The 18,859-nt window shown below is 43.7% G+C and carries 16 protein-coding genes; 2 read left to right on the plus strand and 14 right to left on the minus strand.

Translation table 11 applies throughout. The annotated features are described in order from the left end of the window. Window positions 1-21 precede the first annotated feature (21 nt). The gene (gene cbpA / locus FC62_RS03350) at window positions 22-693 is read left to right on the plus strand and encodes a cyclic di-AMP binding protein CbpA (protein WP_056946645.1); all 672 of its coding nucleotides are present in this window, start codon (window positions 22-24) and stop codon (window positions 691-693) included. 66 nt (window positions 694-759) lie between these two features. Here cbpA and FC62_RS03355 read toward each other — a convergent pair whose 3' ends face one another. The 6 genes from FC62_RS03355 to FC62_RS03380 all read right to left on the minus strand — a co-directional run bounded on the left by FC62_RS03355 (window position 760) and on the right by FC62_RS03380 (window position 7,142). Next, complete coding sequence (locus tag FC62_RS03355) at window positions 760-1,539, minus strand: ABC transporter permease (RefSeq protein ID WP_054746335.1); 780 nt, start codon at window positions 1,537-1,539, stop codon at window positions 760-762. Next, window positions 1,536-2,459: an ABC transporter ATP-binding protein gene (locus FC62_RS03360; protein ID WP_056946648.1), complete on the minus strand. Its 924-nt coding sequence runs from the start codon at window positions 2,457-2,459 to the stop codon at window positions 1,536-1,538. Before FC62_RS03360 ends, FC62_RS03355 begins: the two co-directional genes overlap by 4 nt. Window positions 2,460-2,651: 192 nt before the next feature. Next, window positions 2,652-3,800 (minus strand): alanine racemase, encoded by a 1,149-nt coding sequence (gene alr / locus FC62_RS03365; protein WP_054746332.1) that lies wholly within the window; start codon window positions 3,798-3,800, stop codon window positions 2,652-2,654. A gap of 5 nt (window positions 3,801-3,805) precedes the next feature. Then, on the minus strand, window positions 3,806-4,159 hold the full coding sequence (acpS, locus tag FC62_RS03370; protein WP_054746341.1) for a holo-ACP synthase: 354 nt from the start codon (window positions 4,157-4,159) through the stop codon (window positions 3,806-3,808). 66 nt (window positions 4,160-4,225) lie between these two features. Beyond that, window positions 4,226-5,758 (minus strand): degradosome RNA helicase CshA, encoded by a 1,533-nt coding sequence (cshA, locus tag FC62_RS03375; protein ID WP_056946651.1) that lies wholly within the window; start codon window positions 5,756-5,758, stop codon window positions 4,226-4,228. Window positions 5,759-5,768: 10 nt separating this feature from the next. Then, a complete protein-coding gene (locus tag FC62_RS03380) occupies window positions 5,769-7,142 on the minus strand; it encodes a UDP-N-acetylmuramoyl-tripeptide--D-alanyl-D-alanine ligase (RefSeq protein ID WP_054746331.1) in 1,374 nt (457 codons plus the stop codon). 143 nt (window positions 7,143-7,285) lie between these two features. Here FC62_RS03380 and FC62_RS03385 point away from each other — a divergent pair, with 143 nt between their 5' ends. After that, the gene (locus tag FC62_RS03385; RefSeq protein ID WP_056946654.1) at window positions 7,286-8,518 is read left to right on the plus strand and encodes a multidrug efflux MFS transporter; all 1,233 of its coding nucleotides are present in this window, start codon (window positions 7,286-7,288) and stop codon (window positions 8,516-8,518) included. 71 nt (window positions 8,519-8,589) lie between these two features. Here FC62_RS03385 and FC62_RS03390 read toward each other — a convergent pair whose 3' ends face one another. The 8 genes from FC62_RS03390 to FC62_RS03425 all read right to left on the minus strand — a co-directional run bounded on the left by FC62_RS03390 (window position 8,590) and on the right by FC62_RS03425 (window position 18,782). Next, window positions 8,590-8,850 (minus strand): type B 50S ribosomal protein L31, encoded by a 261-nt coding sequence (locus tag FC62_RS03390; protein WP_054746330.1) that lies wholly within the window; start codon window positions 8,848-8,850, stop codon window positions 8,590-8,592. Between the two features lie 98 nt (window positions 8,851-8,948). After that, on the minus strand, window positions 8,949-9,896 hold the full coding sequence (locus FC62_RS03395; protein ID WP_056946657.1) for an ATP-binding cassette domain-containing protein: 948 nt from the start codon (window positions 9,894-9,896) through the stop codon (window positions 8,949-8,951). Beyond that, on the minus strand, window positions 9,883-10,980 hold the full coding sequence (locus FC62_RS03400; RefSeq protein ID WP_056946659.1) for an ABC transporter ATP-binding protein: 1,098 nt from the start codon (window positions 10,978-10,980) through the stop codon (window positions 9,883-9,885). The genes FC62_RS03395 and FC62_RS03400 overlap by 14 nt, the downstream gene beginning before the upstream one ends. An 11-nt stretch (window positions 10,981-10,991) precedes the next feature. Then, a complete protein-coding gene (gene oppC, locus FC62_RS03405) occupies window positions 10,992-11,933 on the minus strand; it encodes an oligopeptide ABC transporter permease OppC (protein ID WP_054746329.1) in 942 nt (313 codons plus the stop codon). 2 nt (window positions 11,934-11,935) lie between these two features. Continuing rightward, window positions 11,936-13,426: an ABC transporter permease gene (locus FC62_RS03410; protein ID WP_056946662.1), complete on the minus strand. Its 1,491-nt coding sequence runs from the start codon at window positions 13,424-13,426 to the stop codon at window positions 11,936-11,938. Window positions 13,427-13,524: 98 nt separating this feature from the next. Continuing rightward, on the minus strand, window positions 13,525-15,507 hold the full coding sequence (locus FC62_RS03415) for a peptide ABC transporter substrate-binding protein (protein ID WP_056946664.1): 1,983 nt from the start codon (window positions 15,505-15,507) through the stop codon (window positions 13,525-13,527). 255 nt (window positions 15,508-15,762) lie between these two features. Further along, window positions 15,763-17,028, minus strand: coding sequence for a UDP-N-acetylglucosamine 1-carboxyvinyltransferase (locus FC62_RS03420; RefSeq protein ID WP_056946667.1), 1,266 nt, complete (start codon window positions 17,026-17,028; stop codon window positions 15,763-15,765). Between the two features lie 134 nt (window positions 17,029-17,162). Beyond that, the gene (locus FC62_RS03425) at window positions 17,163-18,782 is read right to left on the minus strand and encodes a CTP synthase (protein ID WP_056946670.1); all 1,620 of its coding nucleotides are present in this window, start codon (window positions 18,780-18,782) and stop codon (window positions 17,163-17,165) included. Window positions 18,783-18,859 lie beyond the last annotated feature (77 nt).

An 18,859-nucleotide genomic window follows, 5' to 3' on the forward strand; every position in this document is an offset into this window, starting at 1 on the left:
ACAACCTAATTGGAGGATAACATGTTAATAAAATCACTCGTTCAAAAAAAGGATTATTTAACGACAGTTTCTGAGAACGTAACTTTAGCTGAGGCGTTAAAAGTTCTGGAAGACTCTGGCTTCCGCTGTATTCCTATCCTGGATGACACAGGAAAGATTTTCCGCGGTAATATCTATAAGATGCATATTTACCGCCATAAGTCACAAGGCGGCGACATGAACATCCCAGTGACCTATCTCCTAAAGAATGCCACGAAGACCATACAGGTTAACTCACCGTTCTTCCAGGTATTCTTCAACATCAAAGACTTACCTTATATTGCTGTACTTGATGATGAGAGCGGCTTCTACGGTATCCTGACGCATGCCCGACTGCTCGATATGCTGTCTGAAGCGTGGAATGTCAAGGTCGGTAGTTACGTGTTGACCACCCTTTCTGGAGACGGGCAAGGCGACCTCTCGAAGATGGCCAAGATTATCTCGAAGTACACGTCCATTGCAGGATGTTTGACCTTGGATGCAAAGCGGGACGAGTTCGTGCGCCGAACGCTCTTCACTTTGCCGGCTGGCGTCTCACGTGAGCTCTTAGATACTGTCGTAACCAAGCTTGAGAAAAAAGGATTCATTGTCTCAGAGATTGAAGACCTCCAATCCGGCCAAGCAATTAGGTCAGACGATCAACCATATGCTTAATCAGTCTTTTTCCAGAATGAAAAATCTGTTCTCCGTAAAGTTGGAGAACAGATTTTTATTTTTTTATTAATAATGACCAAGGGTACCGAGTCGCTGTGCCCTATTAGATGCAACCTGATAGCAGATAATTCCACCAGTAAACCATACGAGGGCATTTACGACACTGAATAGTAGTTGCCACCTATTTGGATAGAACATTGATTGGCTGCGAGTAATGTTCGTCAACCAGACATAAATTGGCGTGATTGGCATGATGTTACCCACAATCTGGGACAAGATGTTTCCATCTGAAAATGGGTACATAATCAGGAATATAAAACCAAACTGAATAATCGTGAATAACTGTGTGACCTTTTTGAACAAAATTGCAAGACTCGCGACGAGTAGGCCAACACCCATTGCTACTATCAATGCCAATACAATTGGCAGAATAATCAGTTCAAATCTAACATGCAAAGAGATGCCCATCACAAGCATTAATAAAGTCATAACAATCAAAATAAAAAGTAGTGAGAAAATTATATTGACAACGCTACGGATCAAGAATAGCTGTGTGGGATTGTATTTTGATAAGTAAAGTTGCTCTAACGTTCCAGCTTCGGATTCATCAACAACACTAAAGCCACTATCACCAATTGAATTGAGAATCAACATCCACAAAATGTAACTGATAACCAGGTCGCTTAAGCGTGTTCCCATCAAAGGAATTCCACTCAGAAAACTGCCACCTTTTACTAAAGCGATGAAACCACCTGCTGCAATGAAAATCTGCGCAATTGCCTCAGTTGGGTATCTTTTGTACGAGAGAAGAATCCGACTAAATTCAGCAACAAAAATACGTCTCATTCAGCCACCCCCTGCTGATTAATCAGCTTCCTAAATAGAACCTCAAGATCTATCGTCTGCTTATTTACAGCGGTAATTGGTGAACTAGCTAATACCTGTAATAAATTCGGTAATTTTTGCGGTGCATTAAGCGCTACTTGATACTCCATTCGGCCAACCTTTTCCACTACACCTGTTTGAGAAATTAAATCTATCAGATTATCTGTAATCTCCTTGCTAAAACTAAGTGAGTAGATATCCTGATCAAAGCTAGAAATAACAGATGGCGCAAGTTGGTCAAAAATAATTTGTCCTTGCCTGATCATAATGATTCTACTGGCAAGGTTTTGAGCGACAGACATTTGATGCGTAGTCAATAATACGCTCATATTTTCCGACTGTACTAGATTGCTAATGACTTCTTGTATTTTATCGCTCGCGTTGACATCCAAGCCAAGTGTTGGTTCATCCAAAAAAAGAATCTTTGGATGATGAAGCAAAGCACAACAAATTGAAACTATTTGTTGCATTCCTCGACTTAGCTCACGTACTGGTATATCTTTCTTATCACCAATACCAAACATATCTAAATAGGAGAGACCGTTTAAAATAGCATCCTTATTGGAAATTCCACGAATACCTCCCCAGTAAATAAAATTTTCCTTCGGTGACATTCGCCAATAGAGATTGCGACTCCCTTCAAGAACAGCTCCAATGTTTTCAAGTAAGTAGTGGTGTCTATTATCAAGCTTTTCGCCAAAAACTTCTATCTCACCTGACGTTGGGATGATCAAATTAAGTATCATCTTAATAGTTGTAGTCTTACCAGCACCGTTAGGACCGAGAAATGCCAACACCTCACCAGGATTCAACTCAAATGAGATATCGTGAACAGCTTCAAAGCCTTGATACATCTTTTTTAAATTAGTCACTTTGAGCATAGCCACCACCACAGTTCAGTTCGTTGTTTAAATCTACTTATAGTCATATTAAGCTTTTAAAAGTAAATGTCAACGAGTTTAGAAAATTAAATTAATTTAAATTCACTGATACAAAAAAACTCCTAGTTTCAGTTTTATAGACGCTAATAGACGTCCATAAAACTGTTCTAAGAGTATTTTACTTTTCATCAACTAATTCTCATAAATACGTGGTAATCGGTCTTGCAAGAGGCAAGCAATCTCGTAATGAATCGTCTCCGCATAATCCGCGACAGCTCGGAGCGAATTTGGTGCAGTAGAATCAGCCGCAATCAGTTCAACTTCAGTTCCCACCGGCATTTCGTATGGTAACCTGACCATGAACTGGTCCATGCAGACCCGACCAACAATCTCACACCACTCATCTAGAACTCTGACTTTGAATCCCTGCATCCGGCGTTGCCAGCCGTCGGCATAGCCAAGCGGCAGTGTTCCAATCCATTCATCCTCTTGCGAATTGTAGGTTGAGCCGTAGCTGACACCCATTCCCGGGTGATTCTGCTTGACGAACACGAGCTCACTCCGCAGACTGAGCGCCGGTTGTAATTCATATGGTAATGGTAAATCCGTCACACCCTTCGTGCTCGAAGGGTTTAGCCCGTACATTCCGATACCAAAGCGAATTAGGTCGCTGTGACATGCTGCATGAAAGAGGCTCGTGGCCGAATTGGCAACGTGGGTATACTTTGGTCTCACTGTTAGTAAATCATGCAGGTGATTGAAACGTTTGACTTGATAGTTGAAGTAAGTTTCATCTGCTGAATCAGCTGATGCGAAATGGGTGTAAATTCCCTCTACTTCAAATAAATCCTGATTCTTTAACAGAAACTCGTTAGCTGCGCTGAACTCATCATCCTCAATGAAGCCAATACGCCCCATTCCGGAGTCAATTGCCAGGTGGATTCGCAACTTCTTATTCACCAAATTAGGTTCATTTGCAGCTAATAAGCCTTGCTTCGCTTCCTGTAACCACGAAAGGCTCCCGACTGTCAGCGAAATGTCGTTCACTAAAGCCTCTAGAGCCAAGCTTGATGCAGTGATTCCGAGCACCAGAATCGGTAGTTTAATATCATGCTTGCGTAACTCCAGAGCCTCATCTAGCACAGCCACACAGAAACCGGTTGCTCCATTGGCTGCTGCAACACGTGCAACGGGGACTGCGCCATGTCCATAACCATTAGCCTTCACCACCGCAAACATTTGCGTTCCCTTGGGTAGATGGTCAACCGTGCTGCGAACATTTGCGGCAATTGCGCCTAAGTTGACGTGCACCGCTGTCTTACGTTTCATTGCTTGTACCAAATTTTCTAATCCTCCAACAATACTATCGTGTATGCTTCAGTTCTACTGTGGGTAATCGTCGTCAAAATTCGGCCATGGAAAATTCTGGCACTGGTAATCGGCTTACCCTGCTGATTATTGATTGTCTGGATGTCTTGAAAGGCCACGCCCTTTCCGATGCCGGTACCTAAAGCCTTCGCAAATGACTCCTTCACCGAGAACCGCCCCGCTAGAAAGCGCACTTGTCCCGTCTCCTCTAGCGTCTCGTATACGGCTAGTTCGGCAGGTGTCAGTACTTTACGAGCAAAGCCATCATTCTGCAGCACATGTTCCTTGAATCTGTCTAATTCAGCTACGTCATTACCAATTCCAATAATCATCTCGTCACCCTCAATATTACTAACAATAGCATACCAAAAAAAGCCCCAAAATGGGCTTTTGAATGTCTACTTCTTTTTAATGACGAATTCATGCCGCGCGCCACCCTTATTGTCTGAGCGACGACGGTCTGAAGAGTTACCGCGACTGTTGTTGTCATTACGACCGCCATTGCGACGATCATTCTGAGTATTAGATTGGCGCCGACGACGGTCGTTACGGTCCCCGCCACGTTTAAAGTTCCGGTTGCCACGGTTACCACCGCCACCATTACCACGTCTGAATGGTAGTGGGCGTTCTGAGGTCAACTTAACCGGCACGCTAGAGCTATCCTTGGCAATTTCCTTCAGGAATGCTGAGACAAGATCAACGGCTTCGTATTGTTCAAGCAACTTCTCGGCCGCATCATTATACTTGTCGAGCTCACCGTCAGTAATCATCTTATCGATTTGGGTTGTAGCAGCGGTCAATTGACCCTTGAAGGCCTCTGAATCTGAAGGTGGACGTAAAGGAGTCATCTTCTTATTGGTTAGACTCTCAATAGTTGAGAGGTAGCCCATTTCGTTTGGTGTAACGAAAGTAACTGACATACCTGAGTTACCGGCCCGCCCAGTCCGACCAATCCGGTGAACGTAACTCTCGGGGTCCTGTGGAATATCAAAGTTATACACATGTGAGACGCCAGAAACGTCCAGACCACGTGCAGCCACATCGGTTGCCACCAGAATATCCAGCTTACCTGCTTTAAATTGCTTCAAGACGGACATTCTCTTCTGTTGGGAGAGATCACCGTGAATACCCTCGGCATTGTAGCCACGTGCTTGTAAACCGCGTGTGACTTCGTCGACACGGCGCTTGGTCCGACCAAAGACAATGGCCAAATCAGGATCTTGCACATCGATTAATCTTGTCATGACATCGAACTTCTCAAATTCTTTGGCCCGCACGAAGTATTGATCGATTAAGTCAGCAGTCAGTTCCTTTGTCTTAATCTTAACGACAACGGGATCCTGCATGAATTTCTCACCAATTCGCTGAATTGGCTTAGGCATCGTAGCCGAGAAGAGTAATGTTTGATGTTCGTTTGGCACGTTCTTTAAAATACTTTCAATGTCTTCGACGAAGCCCATGTCGAGCATTTCATCAGCCTCATCAAGTACCACTGTGTGGACCTCATTTAGCTTAACAGTGCCCCGCTTGATGTGGTCTAATAAACGGCCTGGTGTACCAACCAGGATAGCTGGAACTTGTTTTAATGCACGTATTTGGCGCGAAATATCTGCACCACCATAGACGACCTGAACCTTTGCTTTCTCGTCACGGCCAAGTCTGAATAATTCTTCTTGTGTTTGAATTGCTAACTCTCTGGTTGGGGAGATAACAAGTGCTTGAACGGATCTTGCATTCTTATCAAGCTTTTGCAACATTGGTAGGCCAAATGCCGCTGTCTTACCAGTACCGGTTTGTGCCTGGCCAATCACGTCTTTACCCTCTAAGACCAGTGGAATGGTCTCGGACTGGATTGGAGTTGCTTCCTCAAATCCTGCGCGTTTAATTGCTTTTAAAATGGGCTCGCTTAAGCCTAGTTGGTCAAATTTCAAAAAAATCCTCCTATAATATCGCAGCAAGCACACGATCTAAATTCATGCTGTGGCTGCCCTTTAACAATACAATATCATCCGTATGAATTGTATCTTTCAACTGATTGATCAGCTGTGCTTGCTGATCGATATGGAACAAATGCAATTTCTCTGGCGCAAACTTCTCTTTGAGCTTGGCAGCCAGATTCTCCATTAATGTGCCGTACAGAAAGACTTCGTCTATCTCTGCCGGATTGATATCGGCAGCTAACTGCGCATGAAACGCCGGTCCCCGCTCACCGAGTTCTAGCATATCTGCTAAAACGATGATCCGCTGACCGTTTTTGCGCCGCGGCACAGCAGCAAAAGAGTTAAGAACTGCAGCGGCCGCGGTGGGGTTTGAGTTGTAGATATCATCGAGGATATCCTCACCCGCATCGCCCTTACGCCACTCCATTCGGTTCTCTGTCGCCTTAAACTTCTGTAGCGCACGATTAATGGTTGCCAATTGTACATGATAATGTTCACCGACTAGGATGGCCGCCAATGCGTTAGAGACGTTATGGCCGCCGATTAGCGGGATACTGAATTTATCATCTGAAGCGTTGGTTATAAATGACGCATGATATTTATATGAGTGAATATCGCTACCAACAATGTCGTTGTCTTCATTAAAGCCAAAAGTAAGTTTCTCTTGGCTCAGGGACGCTGCTAAATTTCGCAATAGCGGCTCATCGCCGTTATAGACCAGTAAGCCGTCCTCTTTCAAATGACTGGTAATCTCCATCTTAGCCTGCGCGATTCTGTCGCGGGTTCCAAAGAACTCGATATGTGCCTCACCAATCATCGTGATCACGGCCACATCAGGTTCAACCAGCTCACTCAAAAGCGCTAATTGGCCCGGCCGATCCATGCCCATCTCGACGACGAGCACTTCCGTGTTCATCTTCATCTGCAGAATGGTAAACGGTACGCCAATTTCATTATTGAAATTACCTTGAGTTGCATGAACGTTGAACTCTTGTAGAAGCACAGCGGCGATCATATCTTTAGTAGTGGTCTTGCCGTTACTACCGGTAACAGCCACAACCTTCGGATTCACCTTATTCAGATAGTACTTTGCTAGCAACTGCATGGCGGATAGTGTATCATCAACCTCGAGCACCGGAAACTTCACCTGTGGTAACTCGTGGTCATTCTGCCACAAGGTTGCACAGGCACCACTTGCTCTAGCCGCATCCAGGAAATCATGCCCATCTCGTTCACCAATTAAGGGAACGAATAGCGCATGCTCTGTTATCTGACGACTGTCGAATTGCACTTCCGTGATTTCAACATCTTTATACTTCTCGTTGTTGAACTTCGAACCGATTGCGCGAGCAATCTCTGAAAGCATCATTTTCATTTCAAAACTCCTGCACTAAAAATTGCACATGTACCATTATACTTTTTTTAACAAAGAAATAAAAGCTTTGAAATCGGGCCACTTGTAAAACAGCGCTGTCAAGCGTAAAATATTATCTTATCTGATAAAAAGGGGAGACAACAATGAAACGTTTATCATTTAACATCGGCAACAAGAAATTACCCGTTTGGAAGCAAAACCTGCACGTGCTCTGGTTCGGGAACTTCGTCGCCGGTTTAGGCTTTAGCCTCATCACCCCTTTTATGAGTTTATTCATTGATACATTGGGAAAATTTTCAAGAACTGAACTAAATCTCTGGAGTGGGGTCACTTTCTCCTCCACTTTTTTAATTACTGCTATTGTATCACCAATTTGGGGTAAATTGGCCGATCAGCACGGACGTAAGATCATGATGCTCCGGGCAAGCCTTGGGATGGCCATCATTATCGCCTTGATGAGCTTCGTCACAAATGTCTACCAGCTGATCGCCTTAAGGACCCTCCAGGGTGTCTTCTCCGGCTTCATTTCTAATTCAAATGCGTTGCTAGCCACGAGTGCACCAAAGGAGAAGTCCGGCCAGGCCCTTGGAACCCTAACCACGGGAACTGTGACTGGAACGCTGCTTGGCCCACTGTTTGGTGGCGTGATTGCCGAGGCGTTCGGTTACCGCGTGCCCTTTCTCATCACCGGTTCACTCCTTTTTATCGCCTTTCTCCTCACCGTCTTCTTCGTACACGAGGAGTTTACGCCGGTGGCAAAGAAGGACATGGTCAATGCCAGCTCGCTCTACAAAAACCTCAAGTATCCACACCTGATTATGGGAATGTTCATTACCACACTCATCGTGCAAGCTTCCAATAACTCGGTCAACCCGATTCTAAGCCTGTATGTGCGACAACTGATGAATAACGGTGACGGCGTGGCGCTCGTTAGTGGGATTGTCTCGTCACTACCGGGAATTGCTACCCTCCTTGCGGCCCCACGATTTGGCGCCTGGGGCGACCGTATCGGCACACATAAAATCCTGTTGGGTGGCCTAATATTTGGGGTGATAGTCTTTATCCCCCAAGCATTTGTGACCAATGTTTATCAGCTTGGCTTCCTCAGGCTCCTAGTGGGGATTTCGGATGCCGCCATGTTACCGCAGATTCAAACCCTGCTGGCCAAGTATTCTCCGTATGAGGCCACGGGTCGTATCTTCAGTTATAACCAGTCGTTCCAAGCGGCCGGCAACGTTGTCGGACCAATGCTTGGCTCTGGCGTCTCCGGTATATTCGGCTATAGCGCCGTATTCATCTCGACCAGTCTGCTGGTCGCCGCCAACTTTATCCTTGCATTCTTCAACACCCGCGAGATTCGGGATGAAGATAAATAGACTAATCCAGCAGCCAAAATAAAGAGCCGACCCACAATTGTGGGTCGGCTCTTTTTGAATACCAAACTTAATTAGTTTTCTTTGTTTTCTTCCTTCATGCCATACTTCTTGTTGAAACGGTCGATTCGGCCGTCGGCTTGAGCAAACTTTTGCTTACCAGTATAGAATGGGTGTGAATCTGATGAGATTTCGACACGAATCAATGGGTATGTCTCGCCTTCGAATTCAACAGTTTCGTTAGAAGTCTTAGTTGAACCAGAAACAAACTTGAAGCCTGTTGATGAGTCCATGAAGACTACTTTATGATAATCTGGATGAATATTTTCTTTCATAATTTTTCTCCTTTTGCCCTATTTCGTCTGCCGAAATAGAGATTATATTACGACTGATTTATGATAGCAAATTTAGCTCCCAATTGCAACGGCCTAAATCACATACCCTTTTTGGCCAAGTAGTCGTGATAACCCTCCTGCTCAGCTTCATTCGCATAAATGAAGTGACCAGGCTTAATCTCCACAAACTTCGGCTTATCCGTCTCGTAGTGGTGCATTGCGGGATCATAAACGATCAGTTCCTTCTTCTTGGCTAAGACCGGATCAGGCACAGGGACTGCAGAGAGCAATGCCCTAGTGTACGGATGAAGCGGATTAAGGAATAATTCCTCCGTCTCAGCCACCTCGAGGATTCGGCCCGCTCTGATCACGGCAATGCGGTCAGAAATGAAACGAACAACTGACAAGTCATGGGCGATGAAGAGGTAGGTCAGGTCTTCTTCTCTTTGGAACTTCTTCAGCAAGTTTAAGACTTGCGCACGAATCGAAACGTCTAACGCAGAGATTGGCTCGTCGGCCACAATTAGATCTGGCTCCATCACTAATGCACGGGCAATCCCGATTCTTTGCCTTTGACCACCGGAGAATTCATGTGGGTAACGGTACAGATGCTCAGGCAGTAAACCAACTTCCTCGATCATCTTGGTGACCTTCTCTAACCGGTCCTCCTCGGAGTCGAAGAGGTGAAAGTTGTACAGTCCTTCTGAGATGATGTAATTGATTGTGGCACGTTCGTTTAGCGAGGCCTGCGGATCTTGGAAAATCATCTGGATTCTGCGCGTCACGTCCTTGCGTTCGTTAGCTGACAGCTTCTTGTTGATTTTTTTATTCTCAAAAATAATGTCGCCATTACTTGTTGGGTTAATCCCGAGAATGGCCCGGCCGATCGTCGTCTTACCAGAACCTGATTCACCAACCAGTGAGAATGTTTCTCCTTTGAAAATTTCTAGATTAACATCATCAACGGCCACAAATTTTGATTTGCCATCACCAAAGGTAATTTGTAAATCCTTCAGAGAGAGTAAAACTTCTTTATCTTGGTTCAATGATATCTCCCCCTTCTGTAATCACCTTGTCACCAGAATTTTCACTGTACTCAAGCGCCAGCAGTTTCTCATGCAGATTATTAATAATCTCCGGTTTTTCGATTTTTGGTGCACGTTCGTCAAGCAACCAAGTCTTTGCATAATGCGTATCCGTAACCTTGAACATTGGCGGTTCTTTCTTGAAATCCACGGCCAAGGCCACAGGATTACGCGGTGCAAAAGCATCACCCTCAATATCTTTGTATAGAGATGGTGGGGTGCCGGGGATGGAGAATAATTCTCCACCACGATGGGCCAATTGAGGTAGTGAGGACAGCAGGCTCCATGTATAAGGATGCTTTGGATCGTAGAAGATTTCTTCCGCGGTACCTACCTCAATAATCTCACCAGAATACATTACGGCAATTCGGTCGGCAATTGATGCCACAACACCCAAATCATGCGTGATGAAAATAGTGGTAAATTTGTATTCAGCCTGTAATTCCTTAATCAAATCCAATATTTGTGCTTGGATTGTTACATCAAGTGCCGTCGTCGGCTCATCACAGATCAGAATATCTGGCCGACAAGCAAGAGCGATGGCAATAACAATTCTTTGACGCATACCGCCAGAGTACTCGAAGGGGTACTCATTATAGCGCTTAGCGGCGTCCGGAATCCCGGTCCGAGCCATCAAATCGATGGCAATTTCTTTCGCCTCTTTTTTACTCTTACCTTGATGCTTAATGACAACCTCGGCAATTTGTGAACCGATTGTTTTGATTGGGTCTAGTGATGTCATTGGGTCTTGGAAAATCGTGGTGATTTTGTTACCACGAATTCCCTCCCACTGCTTATCAGTCTTCAAACCACTGAGGATTTGTCCACGGTAGTCAATCGTACCACCAGTAATTCGTCCGTTTGATTCGAGCATACCGGTAAAAGTCTTTGTTAGTACAGACTTACCTGATCCCGATTCACCAACGATTGCTAGTGTTTCTTCTTCTTTTAATTCTAGTGATACATTTCTGATCGCCTTTAACTCACGTCCACGTACGCGAAAGCCAACAGAAAGATTGTCCACTGTTAAAACATTTTCAACCATCCGTTCTCCTCCTACATATGTGTCCTTGGGTCACTAGCGTCAGCCAGATTTTGCCCAACAAGATAAAGTGAAATTGTAATTAATGACAATACTATAACAGGAAGCCAGAAGAGATATGGGTAACTAGACATGTATGGCGAGTAATCAGAGATTAGACGTCCAAGTGAAGGCACGTCTTGACCCAGACCAACACCTAGAAATGACAAGAATACTTCCGTTCCAATAAATGCAGGCAAAAGCGATGAAACATTGGTCACAATGACTGACGTCAGGTACGGCAGAATATTTCTCGTGATCATTCTCCATGTCGACGTACCTAATGTTCTGGAAGCAATATTATACTCTTGATCTCGGCGAATCATTACTTGCACACGGATAAAGTACGCGGTGCCCAACCACGTCGTTAGTGTCATTGCGAGAATCAGGTTCCAAAAACCGGCACCTAAAGTGTATGAAAGTACCATGACGATTAAGAGCATTGGAATGTTTGAGAACACGTTGTAAATTTCCAACATGATGCGATCCATTGCCTTCGAGCTACCCCAAAAGGAACCGATCACAACACCAATTACCGTCGTAATGATAGTTGAGATAACTGAAATAGAAATTGAGGTTTTCGCTCCAGCCCAGATGGCATCAAACAATGACTTACCATCTTGGTCGGTTCCGAACCAATACTTAGCATCTGGCCAGTTATAACGAGCATCCAAATTATTGATATTGTCAACGTTCATCAAATCGTAGCCACTAAACAGCGGTTGAATAAACGACATCAGCAAGATAACAACAATTAAGATAAGCATGGCTACGGTAATCTTATTACTAAAGAAACTCCTAGCCACGGATTTCCAGTATGAATACTTGGGCGTATCAATTACTTCTGAGCTTTTGTCATCGAGTTTTACAAGGGTAAAATCATCAGCGGTAATCTCAGTATTTTCTTTTTCTGACACGATTATTTACCTCCTGAACTTGAGAGTTTAATTCTTGGATCAACGATTGTCATCAAAATATCACCAAATAAGATTGAGAAAATAGAAATTGTAGTGAACACAAAGACCAAGGCGATGACAATAGTATTATTATTTGCGGTAATCGCATCAGGTAACATCTTACCCATACCTGGCATTGCGAAGATTGTCTCGGTCATCGTTGCCCCACCAATCAAACCAATAATTTGACCAGGTATACCTTGTACAATTGGAATTGATGCATTCTTAAAGATATGCTTCTTATAAATTTCACTATCATTCAATCCCTTAGCCTTGGCAAACTTCACATAGTCAGAAGATTGTTGGTCAATCATATAACGTCTAAACCAAACGACCAAACTAGGAACAGACATTAAACCGAGCACAACAATTGGGCCAATCCACGAACCGAGGGCGCTTGCACCAAGTGTTGGGAAAGTTTCTGGTATGCCGAACAAACTATTGACAACAAAGCGGACTGCGTAGATGAAGGCCAATCCGGGAATTGCAATTAGGACCGTCACAATACCTGTTCCTAATTTGTCAATCCATTTACCTTTATAGCGCGCCATCCAAATTGCCATCGGAATGGCCACTACATATTGGATAATCAAGGCAAAGATTCCCGCTTTAAAGGAAGTTCCAATCATTGAAGGATCAGAATATGACTTATCCGTATATGTGTAGTTGTCACCGTAACGATCGGCGGCAACACCGTCCTGTTTATCTTTTGGTTGATACTGTCTTGAATAGATATCATCGGCCGTATTAAATGTTGTACCGTCATCTAACTTCAGTTGCTCACTCTGCGTTTGACCTTGTCTCTGACCAATAACCTCGGTTACTTTACGGCCTGAGAAAGTTGGGTAGGAGACACCAAGATTCAGGTGGAAGAAGTTCTGGTGGATGTAAGGGAAAGAGTCATTGAAGTAAATTTGATACTTGTACTTAGTTCCCGAACCAACCAGCGCCCAGCCAACCATTGGGTCTTTTTCAATCTTCAAGTAACGTTTCATATTCGGATTATTCTTGTCCTGCACATTCCATGGGTGATCAAACTCGAACATGTGGCCATAGAATCTGCCCAGTCGTTCAAGCAATGGCAGGTCTCTAGTAGCATAGAAGTTTTTGCTTTGCTTATACGTTTTTATCTTAAAGCCTGCCTTCTTGGCCCACTGCTGAAGCTTTTGCTTATCACTTTTTGAATTTGCGCTATCAACCTTCACGCCATCTTTTTGTGCGCGAGAAACCAAATGCTTAGTATCAAGATATTCGAGATAGTTCATCTTCGCATAAGCGTTATTTTCGTAATCAGCTAATCTATCAGGTTCTGCCTTGAGTTTGGTAATCATGACATCTTGCTTAAAAATCTTATCGCGGGGGATCATTTGAAAGATTACAACATACGTTAATGTCGTCACCAAGAAAATACTGACCAGAGACCGAATTACACGAAAGAAGATATACTTTTTCATATTTTATATTCCTTTCAAAATGTTAAATATGTGCATCATCAAGAAAAAGGGGCCACTTAAAAAGCTAGCCCCCTAATCTCTATCTATTTAGACTTGCACTATTTTGATTCTTCTTTTTTAGCAATTTCTTCACGTTTCTGCAGCCATGCTTTTCTTGACTTCACGAATTCCTTGTTCGTCACAGGCTTGTCTTGGAGTCTCAGGTTCTTATACGATCCAGAACTGTAACCACCTGAGTAAGCAAATGCACCTTGGTGAGGTACCAACTTAGTTACACTTGGTGAACCACCAGTTGATTGAATTGGTAATTGTAGACCTGCATCGAGTAACCATGCTTCGGCCTTTGCATAGGCTTCGTAACGAGCATTGTTATCGTCAGTGATTGCATTTGCCTTCTTCAATAAGTCGGCATATTCGTCAAGACCAACTGCCTTCTTGGCTGCTGCAGAGATGTCTTGACCTTCACCAGTTGCTTCAAGACCAAGAGTAGTCAATTGTGAACCGTTTGCTGGGTTGTAGATTTCTAGGTATGATGAAGGATCGTCATAGTCAGGACCCCAGCCAGTAGCAGTACTGATATCAAAGTCAGATGCTGAACCAGTAGTTGCATAGTACGTTACATTCTGGTATTCGTCATCGTTAGTTAACTGTAGGTCAACAACAACGTTGTCTTTACCAAGTACGCTCTCAACTGATTTCTTCAGTGACTTAGATTGATTTACAAGTGTTGCTGAAGTCTCAGATTGAGGAAGGTCTAGGTGAACTGGGAAAGCAACGCCATCGGCTTCCAATTCTTCTTTAGCTTTCTTGAATAATTCCTTGGCTTGTTGCTTGTTGTATGTCCCGTCTTGGGCATCAGCAAGGTTTACGTTACTGTATAAATCTGAATTCAATTTCTTCAATTGATTCTCGACTTCAGTACCATAATCATGACCGTTAACGTTAACGAAGCTAGGTACAGTTAATGAGTTTCTGAGAATCTTGTTTGAACCGTCTTTACCAACAGATTGTGCTGCATAGGCATTCTTGTCAATTGACTTTTGAACAGCTAAACGGAAGTTCTTGTTCAGGATTGCCTTCTTAGTATCTTCCTTAGCTTTGTCAGTCTTCTTCGAAGTTAAGTTATAGGCGCCACGGTTCAAGTTGAATGTCATGTTAAATGTCATAGAAGTTTGCATACTGTAGATGATGTTCTTGCCACTGTCTTTCTTGATCTTGTCGTAACCAGGTAGGTTAGGGAAGACACGGGCATTTGAGTATTCACCAGCTTCAAACTTCTTGTAAAGCTCATCTGGGTTCTTACCATCGTAGAATGTGAACTTAACATCCTTGATGTAAACGTGCTTCTTATCCCAGTAATTTGGGTTAGCAGTATATTCAAGAACTGATTTAGCAGTGAAGTTCTTCAGCAAGTATGGACCACTGTAAAGGATGCTATCTGCAGTTGCCTTACCATAATCCTTACCCTTTTGCTTCAAGAACTTCTCGTTAACTGGGAAAAGAATTCCGTAAGTAGTCTTTGAGTTCCAGAATGATTCTGGTTGGTTCAAAGTATACTGAACTGTCTTCTTATCAACAGCCTTAACACCAACGTCATCAAAGTTCTTGGTCTTACCAGAAACGTAGTCATCAAGACCCTTGATACTTCCTTGAACAACATACATCTGCTCTGACTTAGAGTCAGCAGCGTGCTTCAAGCCGGTAACGAAGTCTTGAGCGGTAATCTTGCCGTAGACGTTACCTTCACTGTCTGTCCAGTCTGCATCACGCAATTTGTATGTGTAAGTGAGACCATCGTCACTTACCTTCCATGACTTAGCCAATGAACCAACTAATTCACCATACTTATCGTTTTCGAGCAAGCCATTTTCGAAGTTAATCGTGTGGTCATTGTTCGTTGCACGCATGGTTACATTGTAGTCAAATGAGTCTGGATCAGTTGAATACACGTAAGCATATTTGGTGCTTGCAGTTTTGCTAGAATCTGAACTGCTCTTATCAGAGCTGCTGTTTCCGCAGGCAGCTAGTAAAGCGACAGAAGCAAATGTGACAGCAAGTGCCGCAAATTTCTTATACTTCATATTTTTAAATCCCCCAACTAAATTATTTCTCTCAGAAAACCAACTGTTAGATTTTTGAAATTATTCTTAGTTTAAGGTTAGTTTAAGCTTGTGTCAATACTATTCTTAAAATAAATGGAATTGCGTTCACAATACCGCTCTACCGCGGTATTTTTCGTCCAATATAAAAACAAAAAATCAAAAATCACTAGGATTTTTGCTTTTCTTCTGGTAAAAATTAAATTTTGTTTCTCATATATCTTTGTCTACTGAATTCTAGGCGTCCACAATCTCTACATCAGCGCCTAATTGCCTTAGCTTCAACTCAACTCTGTCATAGCCACGGAGAATGTTATCGGCATTTTCAATCACTGTTTCACCTTCTGCCATAAGGCCAGTAATCATCAAAGCTGCCCCAGCTCTAATCTCATCTGCGGAAACTTTGGCTCCCTTTAGATGACTACTTGGGTGAATCAGAATAATATCATCTTCCACATGAAGATCTGCACCCATTCGCTGTAATTCCGGAATGTGCCGCACACGCTTCGGATAGATGGTGTCAATTATTACACCCTCACCTTGTTTGGCCGAGAGCAGCAATGGTGTAATCGGCTGTTGTAGATCAGTCGCAAAGCCCGGATAAGGCATCGTCTTAATCTGAATCATCTGAAGATCACCTGCCGGATAAACGTAAATCGAATCCTCATTGACCTCCATTCCGACGCCCATTTCCTCAACTTTCGCCAAGAATGAATCCAAATGTTCTTCGATAATGTTACAGACACGGATTCCCTCACCTACACAGGCGGCAAGTGAGATGTATGTCCCTGCCTCAATCCTATCTGGGATAATCGTATGCGCATTTCTAGCTTGCAATACGGGCACACCATCAATCCTGATGGTATCAGTGCCCGCGCCACGAATGCGCGCCCCCATATTATTTAAGAATGTGGACAGATCGATTATTTCCGGCTCCCTGGCAGCATTCTCAATTACCGTCCGACCGGAGGCAGTCACAGCAGCTAAAATTATGTTAATTGTCGCTCCGACTGAGACCATCTCCAGATAAATATTAGCGCCGTGCAGTCCCTCCTCCGGTGCAGTAATGACGATTTCATCATTTTCATTACGCACCTTCGCACCGAGCATTTGAAACCCCTTAATGTGCTGGTCAATGGGACGGGGGCCGATATCATCTCCGCCCGGAAATCCGACAACAGCTCGGCCGAAACGACCGAGTAAAGCCCCCATGAAATAGTAGGAAGCACGTAAGCTTTTGATTTTACCGGCAGGAAGAGGATGCATTTCAATATTCGAGGGATCCACCTTCAGCGTAGTTTCGACAAACTCACTCGTGACGTTCATCTCAGCCAAGAGATCCATCAGGTTATCCACATCCTGAATTCTCGGCACAGAATCAAGCGTGACAGGAGTACGAGAGAGTATTGACGCAGGAATGAGGGCAACGGTGCTATTCTTCGCACCGCCAATCCAAACGTCGCCCTTTAAGGGCTTTCCACCATGGATGATCATTTTTTTCATTGAGGGAAAGATCCTTTTCCAATTAAAAGTTGCATTGACTAGAATGCATATCAATAACATGTTAAAAGAATTGCAGTAAAAACACAAGCTGCAGACACAACTGTAATAAAAAAGGACCGGTCAGGTCCCTCTTATTATTTTGTAAAGTCACTTTCAGGTAGATCACTTGCCGCACCAATAAACGCCTTGAACAAACCTTCTGGACGCATTGGCCGTGAAAGAAATTCTGGGTGATATTGCGCTGCGATAAAGAACTTGTTCGTAGGTAATTCGATAATTTCGACTAACCGGTTATCAGGTGAAGTCCCTGAGAAAACCATGCCCTTCTCTTCAAATTGCGCACGATACTTGTTATTAAACTCGTAGCGGTGACGGTGACGTTCTTGAATGACACTTTGATTGTCATAGGCAGCAGCTGTCTTAGTACCTTGCTTCAACGTTGCAGGATACAAGCCTAAACGGAGAGTACCACCGATATTTTCCATATCCTTTTGGTCAGCCATCAGGTCAATCACGTTGTTCTTCACGTTCTCATCAACTTCGGTTGTGTTGGCATCTTTCAGTCCGACCACGTTTCTAGCAAACTCTACGGAAGCCATTTGCATCCCTAAGCAGACACCGAGAAATGGAATATCATTCTCACGCACATACTTGATCGATTCAATCATGCCTTCAAGTCCACGATCGCCAAAGCCTCCGGGAACGATTAGACCATCCAAATCACCCAATTTTTCTTGCACGTTTTCTGCCGTGATTTCCTCAGCTTTAACCTTCTTAATTTCAATCGCTGAATTGTAAGCATAGCCAGCATGTTTCAGAGCCTCTGTCACAGAAATGTAGGCATCTTGTAACTCGACGTACTTACCTACCAACGTGATTTTGGTTGTGTGTTTTAGGTTATGAACCCGTTCAGTAAGGTTCGTCCAGTCCTTCAGATCGGCAGCTGGGACATCTAAGCCGAGGAAGTCGACCACAACCTGATCCATCTTCTGTTTCTCCAAATTCAACGGTACATCGTACAGATGCTTAGCATCGACGGATTCAATCACGGCATCCAGTGGCACGTCAGTTAATGAAGCAATCTTATCCTTCATGCCCTGCTCAATTGGCTTCTCGGTTCTTAGAACCAACATATTTGGTTGAATACCGATTCCCCGTAATTCTTTCACACTATGTTGTGTTGGCTTGGTTTTCATCTCACCAGCAGCACGCAAGTACGGCACTAGCGTAGTGTGAATATACATCACGTTTTCAGCGCCAACATCTGCCTTCATTTGACGAAGTGCCTCGAGGAATGGCAGTGATTCGATGTCACCAACGGTTCCACCGATCTCTGTCAAAATCACGTCTGAATCGGTCGTCGTTGCAGCACGCATAATTTTCTCTTTAATCATGTTCGTGATGTGTGGAATGACCTGTACTGTTGCGCCATTGTAATCTCCGCGCCGTTCTCTTTGTAAAACTTCGGAGTAAATTTTACCTGTGGTGACGTTAGAATACTTGTTGAGATTCACATCCACAAATCTCTCATAATGACCCAAGTCAAGGTCGGTCTCAGTACCATCATCAGTCACGAAGACCTCACCATGTTGATAAGGGCTCATCGTGCCTGGATCAATATTGATGTAGGGATCGAACTTCTGCATCGTCACCTTAAGGCCACGATTCTTCAATAAACGAGCTAGGGATGCTGAGACAATTCCCTTACCAAGTGATGAAACAACACCGCCAGTAATAAAGATATATTTAGTCATTGTTTACTCCTTTTTGATTAATGGTAATTCTACTAAAGGAAGGCAAATCCCTTAAAACAAAAAAAGTTCCCTAATTA

The sequence above is a fragment of the Amylolactobacillus amylotrophicus DSM 20534 genome (assembly GCF_001434555.1).
Classification (GTDB): domain Bacteria; phylum Bacillota; class Bacilli; order Lactobacillales; family Lactobacillaceae; genus Amylolactobacillus; species Amylolactobacillus amylophilus.

Excerpts from the sequence above, each read along its gene's own strand:
- FC62_RS03410 (WP_056946662.1), bottom strand. The coding sequence starts at position 13,426 with ATGAAAAAGTATATCTTCTTTCGTGTAATTCGGTCTCTGGTCAGTATT.
- acpS (WP_054746341.1), bottom strand. The coding sequence starts at position 4,159 with ATGATTATTGGAATTGGTAATGACGTAGCTGAATTAGACAGATTCAAG.
- FC62_RS03400 (WP_056946659.1), bottom strand. The coding sequence starts at position 10,980 with ATGGTTGAAAATGTTTTAACAGTGGACAATCTTTCTGTTGGCTTTCGC.
- FC62_RS03380 (WP_054746331.1), bottom strand. The coding sequence starts at position 7,142 with ATGAAAATGATGCTTTCAGAGATTGCTCGCGCAATCGGTTCGAAGTTC.
- FC62_RS03420 (WP_056946667.1), bottom strand. The coding sequence starts at position 17,028 with ATGAAAAAAATGATCATCCATGGTGGAAAGCCCTTAAAGGGCGACGTT.
- FC62_RS03385 (WP_056946654.1), top strand. The coding sequence starts at position 7,286 with ATGAAACGTTTATCATTTAACATCGGCAACAAGAAATTACCCGTTTGG.
- FC62_RS03355 (WP_054746335.1), bottom strand. The coding sequence starts at position 1,539 with ATGAGACGTATTTTTGTTGCTGAATTTAGTCGGATTCTTCTCTCGTAC.
- FC62_RS03415 (WP_056946664.1), bottom strand. The coding sequence starts at position 15,507 with ATGAAGTATAAGAAATTTGCGGCACTTGCTGTCACATTTGCTTCTGTC.
- FC62_RS03425 (WP_056946670.1), bottom strand. The coding sequence starts at position 18,782 with ATGACTAAATATATCTTTATTACTGGCGGTGTTGTTTCATCACTTGGT.
- FC62_RS03360 (WP_056946648.1), bottom strand. The coding sequence starts at position 2,459 with ATGCTCAAAGTGACTAATTTAAAAAAGATGTATCAAGGCTTTGAAGCT.
- cbpA (WP_056946645.1), top strand. The coding sequence starts at position 22 with ATGTTAATAAAATCACTCGTTCAAAAAAAGGATTATTTAACGACAGTT.
- FC62_RS03390 (WP_054746330.1), bottom strand. The coding sequence starts at position 8,850 with ATGAAAGAAAATATTCATCCAGATTATCATAAAGTAGTCTTCATGGAC.